This is a genomic window from Mucilaginibacter gossypiicola, from assembly GCF_900110105.1.
Classification (GTDB): Bacteria; Bacteroidota; Bacteroidia; order Sphingobacteriales; family Sphingobacteriaceae; genus Mucilaginibacter; species Mucilaginibacter gossypiicola.
The window spans coordinates 278,187-292,081 of record NZ_FOCL01000007.1; the positions used below are offsets into that span (position 1 = coordinate 278,187).

The window sequence follows — 13,895 nt, forward strand, 5'->3', positions numbered from 1 at the left end:
CATTAAAATGCCAATAAGCATTATTTTTTATCGCTGTTGCATTATTATACTTGTAGAAACAATTTTAACCTATTTTATGAACCAAGGCCTGAAAACAACACTCCTGTCTGTAGTTTTACCGCTATGCATGCAACTGGTTGCGCCGAACGCGAACGCGCAGAATAATACTTTATGGTATAAAAAGCCCGCAAAGGTATGGACAGAAGCTTTGCCGATAGGCAACGGCAGGTTAGGAGCCATGGTTTTTGGTGGTGTTAATGATGAATTGCTGCAACTTAATGAATCTACGCTATGGTCGGGCGGGCCGGTGAAGCAAAATGTAAATCCAGGCGCATTTCAATACCTGGCCCAGGTGAGGGAAGCGTTGTTTAAAGGCGATTATCAAAAGGCGCATGAGCTAACGCAAAAGATGCAGGGTTTATCCTCCGAAAGCTTCCTGCCAATGGCCGATCTGCATATCAAACAATCATACAACGGTGTTAACAGCGCCAACTATTACCGCGATTTGAATATCGGTAACGCTGTTGCAACGACAAAATATACTGTTGCCGGTGTAAACTATAAACGCGAGATTTTTGCTTCGGCGCCTGATAAGGTAATTGTTATCCGGTTTACGGCGGATAAGGCTAAACAGTTAAACCTAAAAATAAATACAAACAGCCAGCTTAGGTTTCAAAAAGAAGTGCTGAATAACAATGTATTACAGCTAAGCGGCAAAGCTCCGGCGCATGTGGAGCCGAGTTATGTTGATTCAAAAAATCCTATAGTTTATGCGGATGATGATAAATGCAGGGGCATGCGCTATGAGGTGTTGGCGAAGGCTGTAAGCAACGATGGTAAAATAACTGTCGATACAAGCGGTATCACCGTTAAAGGGGCATCAAGTTTAACATTGTATGTTACCGGAGCCACCAGTTTTAAAGCCTATAACCAATGCCCTGATGGCGACGAAAAGGTTGCGGCCAAATACCTTGATAAAGCTGCTGCCAAACCTTATGCGCAATTGCTTGCCGCTCACCTTGCCGATTATCACCATTTTTTTAACAGGGTAGGTCTCAAAATTAATGATAATAAGGGCAGTCATGCCGAATTGCCCACCGATGAGCGGCTGGCACTTTACAATAAAAACCAGGGTGCCGATCCCGGTATCGAAGCTTTATATTTTCAATATGGCCGTTACCTGTTGATAAGCAGCTCAAGAACGCCAGGTGTCCCAGCTAACCTGCAGGGCATCTGGAATAAAGAATTACGTGCACCATGGAGCTCAAACTACACCAGCAACATCAACGTGCAAATGAACTACTGGATGGCTGAAGACTGTAACCTGTCTGAAATGCACCAACCTTTATTCGAACTGATCAAAGGATTGTCGGAAACAGGCGCTGGTGTTGCTAAAGATTTCTACCATGCTAAGGGCTGGGTAACCCACCATAATACAGATATCTGGGCTTTGGCTAACCCCGTAGGCGACCTTGGTCATGGCGACCCTAAATGGGCAAACTGGGCTATGGGGGGCGACTGGCTAACCCGCCACCTTTGGGAGCACTATTTATATACCGGGGATAAAGAGTTTTTGAAAAACACAGCTTACCCTTTAATGAAAGGCGCTGCCGAATTTACTTTTGATTGGCTGGTGCCCGATGGTCAGGGCCATTTGGTAACGGCTCCGTCTATGTCGCCCGAGAACGATTTTATTTATGCTGAAGGTAAAACCGGGGATGTTTCTGTTTCTACCACGATGGATATGGGCATCATCCGCGATTTGTTTGATAACCTGATAACAGCAACTAAAGTGCTGGGTGTCGATGCCGCTTTCAGGGATTCACTTATCGCCAAAAAAGCTAAACTGATCCCATACCAAATAGGCAGCAAAGGTCAATTGCAGGAGTGGTATAAAGATCAGGAATCACCAGATCCGCACCATCGCCATGTATCACATTTATATTCTGTTTATCCGGCCAATGAAATTTCTATGGCTGCAAATCCTGAGCTGGCGGCAGCAGCAAAACGTTCCTTAGAGCTGCGCGGGGATGAAAGCACCGGCTGGAGCCTGGCCTGGAAAGTAAACCTTTGGGCCCGCCTTAGAGATGGCAACCATGCCTACAAACTTTACCGCGACCTGCTGCGCTTAACCGGCGAAAGCGGTTACAACTACAGCGAGGGCGGGGGACTTTATCCAAATATGTTTGATGCACACCCGCCGTTCCAGATTGATGGAAACTTTGGCGGTACCTCCGGTCTGGCCGAAATGCTGCTGCAAAGCCAGGATGGGAATGTGCACCTGTTGCCAGCATTGCCTGATGCCTGGGCTAATGGCGAAATTAAAGGTTTGGTAGCAAGAGGCGCCTTTGTTGTAGGCATGAAATGGGCAGCAGGTAAAGTTGTAACCGCAGATCTATTATCAAAGGCAGGCGGCATATGTCATATCATTTCCAAATCAAAACTCACTGTTAAAGGTTTAAATGCCGCACCAGTTAAAGTAAAAGACGGGTATGAGTTGGTAATAAATACTCAAAAAGGCAAATCATACCAATTAGTAAGTAGTTTATGAGTAACAGCAGGAGAGATTTTTTAAAGAAAGCATCATTGGCGGGGGCATCAGCAATAGCAGCGCCCGGACTGGTGTCGGCATCAACAAAAAACGATCAGTATTTATCGGATGATAATACTGGAAAAACTTTTCTGTTCCAGGGCGATTCTATAACCGATGGTGGCCGCAGCTTTGATAAAGACTGGAACCATGTTTACGGGCAGGGTTATGCGTACCTGATAACTGCCCGTATTAATTTTGACTATCCCGGGAGAGACTATCAGTTTTTTAACCGGGGGATCAGCGGAAATACTGTAAATGATCTTGCAGCACGCTGGCAAAAAGATACGCTTGATATTAAGCCCGATGTGTTAAGCATACTGATCGGTATTAATGATGTACATAGAATAATAATGCAGGGTGCTAAAGCCACCGCGGAAGATTTTAGCAATGCTTACGAACAGTTGTTAACCCAAACTATTACCGCTTTACCCAATGTTAAGCTGATCTTACTGGAGCCTTTTATTTTACCCCTGGGCATGGTAAGCAAGAATCCTGAACTATGGGCAACAGAAGTTCAAAAACGACAGATGATAGTTAAAGCGCTTGCCTCAAAATTTAACGCCATTTTTGTGCCTTTGCAGGAGGTTTTTAATAAAGCATTGCAAAAAGCAAAGGCCGATCATTGGATCTGGGATGGCGTTCACCCCATGCCTGCCGGGCATGAGCTTATTGCCCGGGAGTGGATGAAGGCAGTTAAAAAGTTGTATTAAATCTGCGTTTTGCGCATTGGAAATTACTTAAAGCGTCATTGCGAGATACGAAGCAATCCCAGACTATGCAGAGCGAACCTGCTAATCGGGAGTTGTTTCGTACCAGGCATTGACAACACCCAACAACTGAGAAGAAGATAGGCCTGTCTTTTTTTTAAAAAAACTTAGTGACTTCCTGCTATCATTTGAATAGCTTCTTCGCGGGTTTTGTGCTCAATGGCCATTACAAATTCAATTGGGCCGCCACCTTTACCACAGCCAAAGCATTGAAATATATTTTTTTCGGGCGATACCATGAGTGATGTGGCCTGGTCTTTATGAAAGGGGCAGCGACCTTTTAAATTTCTCCGGCTTTCTTCAAGCAGCACATATTTTGAAACAATTCGTACAAGATCGGCCTGTACCGGCGACAGGGAATGAGATGCAGACATGTTGGGTATTAGAATAATTAATTATCAGGTTGCGAAAATAAATTATTACCCGAATTGAATTAACGGTTGTTGAAAAAAAGGCCTCAGAAACTGCATACAAGGTTTTTTCTGGATTTTGTGGCGATGAACCGGCAGTTTTCGCGGTAACTATCTCCTAAAGTTATACTAATGGCATGATTTATTTTTATATGCTCACAAAGCAATAAATATAACGTAAATATTACAGGGGAGGGATTAGCGCTATTCAAAAAGCGAATTGTTAAATTAGCCTAACCAAAATCTGCTTTTATGAATCAAAGAACAACCTTGTTGCTTGGCTTATCGTTAATGGCGATAGGCGGCCTTGCCTCATTTAATCTTGCTAAAAAAGATAAACAGTCGATTGCCAGTGCCGGGCTTAAAATCCCCGATGGCTTTAATGCTGCTATCATCGCTGATAATTTAGGCAGTGCCAGGCACATGGTGGTAACACCGGCCAATGATATTTATGTGCATTTGGAAGGCCTCAAAAGCGGCAAAGGCATAGTTGTTTTACATGATAATGGTGACAAAGCCGATATCAAAACCAGTTTTGGCAGTTTTGCGGGTACAGGTATCCGTATCAGTAATGGCTATTTATATGCATCATCTGATAAAGCAGTGTTTCGCTTTAAACTGAATGAGAAACAGGAAGTGATTGATCCCGAACATCCCGAAACGGTGGTAAGCGGCCTGGTATCAAAACGTGCACATAAGCCAAAAGCAATAGCGTTTGATAATGAGGGCAACCTGTATGTGAACATTGGGGCTTACTCAAACATCTGCTCTGAGTTTGATCCGCAGAAAAAGGGTTGTCCGATATTGGACTCGGCGGGGGCTATCTGGAAATTTAAAACTGATAAACTAAATCAAAAGCAAAGCGATGGTATCCGTTTTGCATCAGGCTTGCGCAACGTGGTTGGCCTTGATTGGAATCAGCAGGATAACCAGCTTTTTGTAATGCAGCACGGCCGCGATGCCCTGCATGATCTGTTCCCGAAATATTATACCACCCAGCAATCGGCCCTGTTACCCGCCGAATGCATGTATGCTTTAAAAGAAGGCGATAACGCAGGTTGGCCATATATGTATTATGATGATGTAAAGCACAAGAAGATGTTAGGCCCCGAATACGGCGGCGATGGTGAAAAGGAGGCAGATGCCAAATACTTAGATCCCGTAGCAGCTTACCCTGGGCACCTCGCACCCGATGGCTTGTTGTTTTACACCGGTAATCAGTTCCCCGAAAAATATAAAAACGGCGCATTTATAGCTTTCCACGGTTCATGGAATAGGGCACCCGAGCCTCAGGCCGGCTACTTCGTGGTTTTTCAACCATTTAAAGATGGAAAGCCAGATGGTAAATGGGAAGTGTTTGCCGATGGGTTTGCCGGTACAGCCGAAGAAACCTCGCCGGGTAAGGCCGAGCACCGTCCCTGCGGACTTGCCCAGGGCCCTGACGGTTCACTTTATGTAAGTGACGATGTTAAAGGGACTATCTATAAGATCACTTATAAAAAATAAGGGATAAAGCGCATGCAACAAAAGCTCAACTTGTTTAAAGCAAGTTGGGCTTTTGTTTTAATCTACGTTAAGTAGAACGGCTGTCATGCTGAGTGTTTAAATCTGGCAACTCTGAAGGTGAAATGACGTCTATTAAAGAGGGCTGTCACCCTGAGCTTGTCGAAGGGTCGGGCGCAGAGGCTCTACCCGCTATGCTTCGACAGGCTCAGCATGACCCATTTTTAATCATGTCATGGGTAGTAAGTAAAATCCTGGGGCCTCCGAAGATGAAATGGCATTAACTCTAATTACGAAGGATCTTCTTCGCTCTGTATAGCGGCCCTGTTTATTGCAGAATATTCTTCGCTACCGCTCAGAATGACAGATGTTTTTAACATGTCGTGGTTGCTCATAGAGACATGACGGGGCGGTACTCTAAACATGAGTCCTCGATGGGGCAGGCTAACTTGCTTTCGTTGGTCTAACTGGATGTGATAACTCAGCATCGATTGAGTATCATATCCCCGGAAATAACTACTTTAGTCAACTCAAGCAAACTTTGTGCGCTTACCCGAAAAACAAAATCTCCAATGAACTACACCCAAATTTGTAAACCCTTCCATGATTTATCAGTTACCGAGCTATACCAACTATTAAAACTCAGAAGCGAAGTATTTGTGGTTGAGCAAAATTGTGTGTTTTTAGATGCCGATGATAAAGATTACGCTTGTCATCATTTGTTATTGTTTGATGATGAGCAGGAACTGGTGGCCTACGCCCGTGTTGTACCGGCAGGTAAATCATACGCCGAAGCATCAATAGGGCGTATAGTAAGCAGCAGGAAGGTGCGCGGTACCGGTGTTGGTAAAATATTAACGCAGGCGGCCATTGATGCAGCTAAAGAGCTTTATGGCGATGTGCCTATCCGGATAGGTGCCCAATATTATGCAGTTAAATTTTATGAGCAGCTGGGCTTTAAAATGGAGGGCGAAATTTATGACGAAGATGGCATCGACCATATTGAAATGATCAGGGCCTGATAAACGTTTAAACATCATCTGCATAAAAAATACCTTTTAACGATTGCTTTTGCCCGCTCATCGAATTTGGGATATGCCTTAGTTGCCGGGCTGTTAATTTTATGTCATAACCTTAAAAGCTGTGCCATGAAAACATTGCAGTTACCACCCGATCCAAGAGACCTTGCTAAAAACAAGATCCGCAAGGCAGACACCGAACTAAAGAAAGCTCCGGTACAGCCGACGGCCGGGCATTCAAAACCCGTTTTAGATAATTTTTTGAAACGGTTTTTTCCTGATGATGCTCCCGAAAACCTGAGCACTACTGAGGCGGTGATCCGCGGGGCTTTGGTGTTTGTTATGCCCGTACTGTCATCTATTGACTGGAATTATCATACCCATGCCATGATTATCATAGCACCCATAATATTTTACCTTGAGGTAACAGCATTTACGCTATATTGCCCTGTGAAAAGGCTGTTCAGTAATTATACTCATCCATCAAAATATGAGTAAGTTATAAAATAAAAGAGCTATCAACCACAAAAAATACAATATCATGAAAACAAACATCGGAATTAACGAAGCCGACCGCCAGGCCGTTTCAGATCAGTTAGCCAAATTATTAGCCGACGAATTTGTACTGTACACTAAAACCCGTAATGCCCATTGGAATATTGAAGGTCCGGACTTTCACTCTATGCACGTTTTTTTTGAGCAGCAATACAATGAGCTTGACGAAATAATGGATAGCGTAGCTGAGCGGATCCGCAAAATTGGTCACTATGCGCCTGCTACTTTAACCCAGTTATTACAACTTACCCATTTAACCGAAAAGCTTGATCATAAAAACGATAGCCTGGGCTTTTTGAAAGAACTGCTTGAAGACCATGAAAGCATTATCGAGTTTATCCGCGGTAATATCGATCCTTTTGTTAGCAAGTATAATGACGCCGGTACCAGTGATTTTATCACCGGCTTAATGGAAACCCACGAAGGCATGGCCTGGATGCTGAGGTCTCATTTCAGATAAGATTCCCATACTCGTAAATAACCACTTTTCGGCTCAAATGATTTCCCGGATGCAAACGGGAGATCATGAGCGAAAAGTAAAATGATTATTTTAGCAATATTATTCAAGCGCCTGCACATGACCAGTTTAATTGTTGACGATAATCCCATTGCGCGTGCAACACTAAGCCATCTGGCAAGCCAGGTTAATGACCTGGATGTTATTTGTGAGTACTGCACTGCCATGGAGGCTTATAATCATCTCCAAAACAAAAATGTAGATCTGTTATTTCTGGATATTGAAATGCCCGGAATGGACGGATTGGAACTTACCCGCAACCTTAAAAACAAGGATATAGTTGTAATTTTTACTACCTCAAAAAAAGAATACGCGGTTGAAGCCTTTGAGCTTAATGTAGCCGATTACCTGGTTAAGCCCGTTACGCCAGGCAGGTTTTTACAGGCTGTGAACAAAGCCCGCGAAGTGCTGGAAGCCCGCAAAGAAGACGCGCCGCTTAAAAACGACGAGTTTATCTTCGTACGCGATTCAAATATCACCCGCAAACTGATGCTCGACGATATTTTGTATGCCGAAGCCATGGGCGATTATGTTAAATTTTATACCCCAAAAAAAGAGTACGCCATACACGGTACGCTAAAATCGGCCGAAGAAAAACTGCCATCATCAAAATTTATCAGGGTACACCGCTCGTACATTATAGCACTTGATAAAATTGACACCCTGCAGGATGGCGGTTTGGTAATTGCCGGCAAGTTTTTGCCCGTGGCCGATGCCTATCGCAAAACGCTGAACAACCGGATGAACGTTTTTTAGCCGCCGATGCCCTTGGGCGCTTTAACGATAGTTTAGCCCTGTTGAACGATTAGTGTAATTAAAATAAATTTAACACCTGCATATTTACTTATCACCAATGCGTTCAGCGTCATCAGTAATGGCTAATAAAAAGTTTGCTTATCTCATACTGGCATCATTTGTTGCAGGTACAATTTTGTTGCTGGTTATTCAATATAATTTTTCACAAAACATGCAGTCGATGCGCAAGGGCAATGAAAGCCTGCTGCGCGAACTGCATACCAGTAACCACCTGCGCGAAATTGACCGCGACCTGCTGGGCGTTGAGGCCCGCATCAGGGCAGCTATAGCAACAGATGATATCTCACACCTGGAAGGTGTTGATGCCAAGATCAAGGCTGTTAAAGACTATCTTGATTCGCTTCGTGGTGGCAACCACAACCCCATGGTTAAACAATACCTCGACAGGCTCAATATTTTAGCCGATGAAAAAGTAAGGATCAAGAATGATTTGCTGAAGCATTACTATAAAACGGGTAATATGAATGATACCAGTTTTATAGCCAACCCACATGCCCGCCGCATCTCCAATGAAATCACTGATGTAACGCATAAGATTTATGACAATCGTCAAAAAATGATGGATGAGCTTAGTGTGGCTGTTATTCATAACAGTACCCAAGCGCGTATGTATGGAAATATACTCATGATATTCATGTTTTTAAGCGGCGGTACTTTGTGCTGGTTTATTGTAAATCAATTCAGGCAGCAAAACAGGCTGATCAACAGGCTTAACGAATCGGAAAAGACCGCACGTGAAGCATTGCTCATCAAAGAGAATTTTTTGGCCAATATGAGCCACGAGATCCGCACACCGCTTAACTCCATACTGGGTTTTACCAATTTGCTTAAACGCCGTAAAATTGATACAGAGGCCGGCGAATTTGTCGGCTCGATTCAAAAGGCAGGGGAAAACCTGCTGGCGATTATTAATGATATCCTCGACCTGTCAAAAATTGAGGCGGGCATGATGCGCATCGTACATTCGCCGTTTAGTGTACGCGGTTTGATAGATTCTATCGAAACATTGTTTAATGAAAGGATCAAAGAAAAAGGACTTATTTTTAGTAATAAAATAGCACCGGATGTACCCGATACGCTTATTGGAGATGCAACACGTTTAACCCAAATCCTGGTGAACCTGATAGGCAATGCCTTAAAGTTTAGTGAGCATGGTTGTATCAGGGTAGAGGTTTACAACAAGCAGGTAAGTGATAAAACAATTAAGCTTGGCATCAGGGTGGCCGATGATGGTATCGGTATTCAAAAAGATAAGCTGACCTCCATATTTGAGCGTTTTAACCAGGCCGAAGATTCTATTACCCGTAGCTATGGCGGCACGGGGCTTGGGCTTTCAATAGTTAAGGACCTGGTTGTTTTACAACTTGGAGAAATAGAAGTAACCAGTGAACCTGGAAAAGGTACCGAGTTTAATTTTTATATCCCATACACTATTGCTGATAATCAGGTTACCGGGTACAGCAATGAAGAAGCGTTAGATTCGGAAGCAAAAGTAAGCCACGACTTAAATATTTTGGTAGTTGATGATAATATCATGAACCAAAGCCTCATGAAGCATATGCTTACGCAATGGGATGCCGGGTTTGATGTGGTATCAAATGGCGAGGAAGCTATTAGCAAACTAAAATCGGAAGCTTACGATGTTGTGCTGATGGATATCCAGATGCCAAAGATGGATGGATACACGGCAACTTATCACATTCGCAACGATCTGGAATTGGAAGTGCCAATCATTGCAATGACAGCCCATGCCATGGCCGGTGAACGCGAAAAATGCCTGAGCCACGGCATGAATGAGTACATAGCCAAACCTGTAAATGATGATGATCTGTTTAAATTGATCCTGAAGTTTGTACCCGGTGCATCGCGTTCGGAAAGTCTGGCAGTTACCAATGTGCATAATTACCGGTTTATCGATCTCAACTACATGAAAGAGATCAGTAAGGGTAATATTGATTATGAGAAACTGGTTACCTCACAATTTATTGAACTTACTTTAGGTGATGTGAGCGCGCTTAAGAACATGTTCAGTGCCGAAGATTTTACCGGCCTGAAAGATATTGCACACAATATGAAAACAACGGTAGCCATTATGGGCTTGCTTCCCGCATTGGAAGCCGATTTGGACGAGCTTGAACAGGCTACCACAGCCGATACCGAAACTTTAAGGCTCATTAATGATATTACCGCGGTATGCCTTAATGCCATTGATGATGCCAAACATTTTTATGGTACGCTGGCGTAGGTTTTCTATTGTAGGAGACGCATTACATGCGTCAATATCCTGGTCGAAGTTTAGCGATAGCGTAACTTCGTCCCAAACAAGGCTCAGCTTGACCCGATAAAAAGGAATAATATGCTGCGTTGCTATTATCTGCTAATGCACAACACGGAAGCAGAATGCTTCCGCTATTTTAGGACGAAGTTACGCTACCGCTAAACTTCGACCAGTGTAAGGGGCTTTTGCTCGGCAGACGCATGTAACGCGTCTCCATTTGTTTCAAGACAGCCCTTCACCGACAGTTTTTGCCCGTTCAACGAATCCCATACCAATTGCCATAACAGGAGCCTTAGTTTTATAATAACAAAATTATCGCTCAAAGCTCATGGCAACATTAACCGCAACCCCACAACAATCAATTAACGCCAATCCGCATATCGCTGTATTTGGCAGTCACGATAATTTTATTGAACCGGTTTTTCCGGGGCAGGTATTAAACCCCTACGCATTTTTGGTTGATATCTCCGAAAGGGCGCACACCCGCGAAATGGCCATAACCAATATGCTGGCCTCGGCAGGGATCGGGATGTGGAGCTATGGAGTATATAGTAAAAAATTTCATTTATGCCCTGTAGCCAGCGGTTTTTTTGGAATGAAAGGCAGCAGCACTTTTGGGTTGGGAGTATTGATGCAAAAATTGATACAATGGAACCAAAAGCATGTTGTAGATACAGCCAGGGCGGCATGCCGAACCCAACAGGAGTTTGAAACCGAGCTGCAGATCAATGCTGCAGATGGTTGCTATGGTCGCTGGCTCAAAATAACCGGAAAGCTTTATTGCAGCGACGGTTTGGCCATGAAAATGATGGGAACCTTAACTGATATTACGGCGGCTAAACAGGAAGAGCTTCGCAAAAATGATTTGATGGCGTTCCTTAACCATGAGTTGCGCACTCCGCTAAGCACTATTAAATTATATATTCAAAATACCGTCCGCGTTGCCCGGTTGGAAAACAATAAGCCGCTGGAAGATAAAATGCTCAAGGCCGATCAGCAAACGGTGAGCATGACGCAGTTGATCAATAATTTTTTAACGTTATCACAGGTTCAGGATGCAAGGCTGACCTTACAGAAAACCAGTTTTAACCTGGCCGAATTGGTGGAGGAAGTAACCACTGATATGATGTTGCTATATCCCGACCGTAAGTTTAAACTTAAAGCACCCAAAGCCGTCCGAGTAACAGCCGACTATGATAAACTGGTACAGGTATTAGTAAATTATGTAAATAACGCGGTAAAGTTTTCGCATGCCAAAAGCGTAGTAACCCTCACTTGCAGCTCAATTAATGGAGAAGCCGTTGTTACCGTGGAAGATAAAGGCAGGGGGATTAAACTGGCTGATCAAAAACTGTTGTTCTGCCGCTATTCCCGTATTCATCATGAAAAAGCGGCAGGTACAAAAGGATATGGCTTAGGCCTGTACCTTTCGCGCGAGATCATTGAAAGCCATTGCGGAGAGGTTGGTGTAAATAGCGAGTATGGTAAAGGCTCATCGTTTTATTTTAGTTTGCCTTTATAGTTATCCGTTAGGCTGATATCATTTAATTTAAAATCGACTTGATGAAGCCGGCCGGCGCCGCATGTTTTTATATCATTTCTGTATCATTCTTTGCTTTTGGCTGTTGCATGTTGTGAAAATTGACATACTATTAGCGTTGATTATATCACCAACATACGTTTACCAAAATGAATACTTTATCAGAAATTGCCAATCGCTTGGCTTCATTGTGTAAGGAGCTTAAATTTGTTGAAGCTTATACCGAGTTATATGCTGATAACGCAATAAGCATCGATCCAAATAATAAAAATGAGCCTATAACCGGCCTTGAAAATCTCATTGAATACGAAAAACGATTTCTCGCAAATGTGGAGATCCATGAGGTCAATGTGTCTGATGCAATTTTTGCAGGAAGCTACTTCAGCTTGGTTTTTTCAATGCATTTCACAATTAAGGGACAAGGAAGTAAATCTGTTGAGGAGATTTGTGTTTATAAAGTTGAAAATGGAAAAATTGTTAGTCAGCAGTTTTTTATAGGTTAGTTAACGGTGAGGTTATTCGTTAGTAAGCCGTTTTACGATCCATGGCAAAGTAAGGCCCTGGCCAATTAACGTAAACAGTACCACTACTACCGAAATAAAGATAATAGCATTGCGCTGCGGGAAGGGACTGCCATCGGCTAATGTTGCGGGCAAACCAATGGCAATAGCCAGCGATACTATCCCCCTCATGCCCGACCAGCTGATGATCAAACTACTCTTAAAATCAAGCAGGGCATCTTCAGTTATTTTGTGCTTTCCTTTTTTGAAGGCATTTTGCAGGTTTAGCTTTTGGAGAAAAACGCGTGCCATCCGCAGGGCCAGCGCAACAATAGTGATCAAAAATGAGTAACCTACATAAGGCCAAACCTGGGCTTTCGGGATGTTTTTGATCACATAAGGAAATTGCAGGCCGATAAAAATAAAGATCAACCCGTTGAGTAAAAAGATAATGATATCCCAAATTGATTTGGATTGCTGTTTAAGTTTTTCGGGGAAAACTTTGGCACTGAAACGGGCAATACTCAAACCTAAAATAACCACAGCAATAACGCCGGATACGTGAAAATGCTCGGCAATAAGGTAGGTTACAAAAGGCATCAAAAGCATAAAGCTGATCGTAACCATATCATTTTTGTGCACCCGTTTAATAATAAATGCCAGTATTTTCCCCATCACCAAACCAACCAGAAATCCACCGGCCATCAATACAAAAAAATCCAGTGTTGCCCGCCAAAATATAAAGGCAGCACCCGTTACAGATGCAACAGCAAAGCGATAAGCTACCAATGCCGATGCATCATTCACGAGGCTCTCGCCTTCTAAAATGGTATTAGTGCTATGTGATAAACCAAGGCCTTTAGTAATACTCATGGCTGCCACCGCATCCGTAGCCGAAAGGATAGCACCCAAAACAAAAGCCAGCGGCCAGGTCATACCCGGTATAATGTAATGGGCTAATACTGCAATGCCCGAAGCCGTAATAAACACCAATGAAATAGCCAGCGTGCCTATGGTATTGATATTTGTCCTGAATGTTTGAAAGGAGATATTGAAAGCCGCATCATACAGTAATGGCGGCAAAAATATCAGGAAAACAATTTCGGGATTAAGCTCAATATCGGGTATAGACGGAACAAAACCTACCGCGATACCTGCTACAATCAGTAAAATTGGATAAGGAAGTTTTACTCTATCGGCCAGTGCCGACAGGCCGATCATCACAGCCAGGATAAATATAACTATAGTGTAGTTTTCCATAAGCAGCTAAGCTTTTAGTGATTTGTAGAAATCAGGTACCATAGCCAAGATAAATGAAAAGTTTGGAAAATTTGTTCTTCTCAAAATACACCCAAGACATGTTGGAAAATTACGTTCTCCGTCAGCAGGTAAGCTTC

12 protein-coding genes are annotated in these 13,895 nt (G+C 43.3%); 10 read left to right on the top strand and 2 right to left on the bottom strand.

What is annotated here, in order from left to right:
* The first annotated feature begins 76 nt into the window (after nucleotides 1-76).
* On the top strand, nucleotides 77-2,551 hold the full coding sequence (locus BMX50_RS22820) for a glycoside hydrolase family 95 protein (protein ID WP_208864772.1): 2,475 nt from the start codon (nucleotides 77-79) through the stop codon (nucleotides 2,549-2,551).
* Nucleotides 2,548-3,303, top strand: coding sequence for a GDSL-type esterase/lipase family protein (locus tag BMX50_RS22825; RefSeq protein WP_091214518.1), 756 nt, complete (start codon nucleotides 2,548-2,550; stop codon nucleotides 3,301-3,303). The genes BMX50_RS22820 and BMX50_RS22825 overlap by 4 nt, the downstream gene beginning before the upstream one ends.
* Nucleotides 3,304-3,467: 164 nt before the next feature.
* Here the strand turns inward: BMX50_RS22825 and BMX50_RS22830 are convergent, their stop codons facing one another.
* Entirely contained in the window at nucleotides 3,468-3,734 is a 267-nt protein-coding gene (locus BMX50_RS22830) for a CHC2 zinc finger domain-containing protein (protein ID WP_091214523.1), read from the bottom strand.
* A 288-nt stretch (nucleotides 3,735-4,022) separates the two neighbouring features.
* On the opposite strand from BMX50_RS22830, the gene BMX50_RS22835 reads away from it, so the two are divergent.
* The 8 genes from BMX50_RS22835 (at nucleotide 4,023) to BMX50_RS22875 (ending at nucleotide 12,501) form a co-directional block, all read left to right on the top strand.
* Complete coding sequence (locus tag BMX50_RS22835) at nucleotides 4,023-5,276, top strand: PQQ-dependent sugar dehydrogenase (protein ID WP_091214527.1); 1,254 nt, start codon at nucleotides 4,023-4,025, stop codon at nucleotides 5,274-5,276.
* Between the two features lie 569 nt (nucleotides 5,277-5,845).
* A complete protein-coding gene (locus BMX50_RS22845; protein ID WP_091214534.1) occupies nucleotides 5,846-6,295 on the top strand; it encodes a GNAT family N-acetyltransferase in 450 nt (149 codons plus the stop codon).
* 126 nt (nucleotides 6,296-6,421) lie between these two features.
* Nucleotides 6,422-6,790 (top strand): YgaP family membrane protein, encoded by a 369-nt coding sequence (locus BMX50_RS22850; protein WP_143065244.1) that lies wholly within the window; start codon nucleotides 6,422-6,424, stop codon nucleotides 6,788-6,790.
* Between the two features lie 43 nt (nucleotides 6,791-6,833).
* Nucleotides 6,834-7,307: a Dps family protein gene (locus BMX50_RS22855; RefSeq protein WP_091214541.1), complete on the top strand. Its 474-nt coding sequence runs from the start codon at nucleotides 6,834-6,836 to the stop codon at nucleotides 7,305-7,307.
* Between the two features lie 81 nt (nucleotides 7,308-7,388).
* On the top strand, nucleotides 7,389-8,120 hold the full coding sequence (locus tag BMX50_RS22860) for a LytR/AlgR family response regulator transcription factor (protein ID WP_244281081.1): 732 nt from the start codon (nucleotides 7,389-7,391) through the stop codon (nucleotides 8,118-8,120).
* A 97-nt stretch (nucleotides 8,121-8,217) separates the two neighbouring features.
* Nucleotides 8,218-10,425 (top strand): response regulator, encoded by a 2,208-nt coding sequence (locus BMX50_RS22865; protein ID WP_208864773.1) that lies wholly within the window; start codon nucleotides 8,218-8,220, stop codon nucleotides 10,423-10,425.
* Between the two features lie 361 nt (nucleotides 10,426-10,786).
* On the top strand, nucleotides 10,787-11,980 hold the full coding sequence (locus tag BMX50_RS22870) for a sensor histidine kinase (protein WP_091214554.1): 1,194 nt from the start codon (nucleotides 10,787-10,789) through the stop codon (nucleotides 11,978-11,980).
* Nucleotides 11,981-12,147: 167 nt separating this feature from the next.
* Nucleotides 12,148-12,501, top strand: a complete 354-nt coding sequence (locus BMX50_RS22875; RefSeq protein WP_091214557.1) for a nuclear transport factor 2 family protein — start codon at nucleotides 12,148-12,150, stop codon at nucleotides 12,499-12,501.
* Between the two features lie 12 nt (nucleotides 12,502-12,513).
* Here the strand turns inward: BMX50_RS22875 and BMX50_RS22880 are convergent, their stop codons facing one another.
* Nucleotides 12,514-13,758 (bottom strand): Na+/H+ antiporter, encoded by a 1,245-nt coding sequence (locus tag BMX50_RS22880; protein ID WP_091214560.1) that lies wholly within the window; start codon nucleotides 13,756-13,758, stop codon nucleotides 12,514-12,516.
* Nucleotides 13,759-13,895 lie beyond the last annotated feature (137 nt).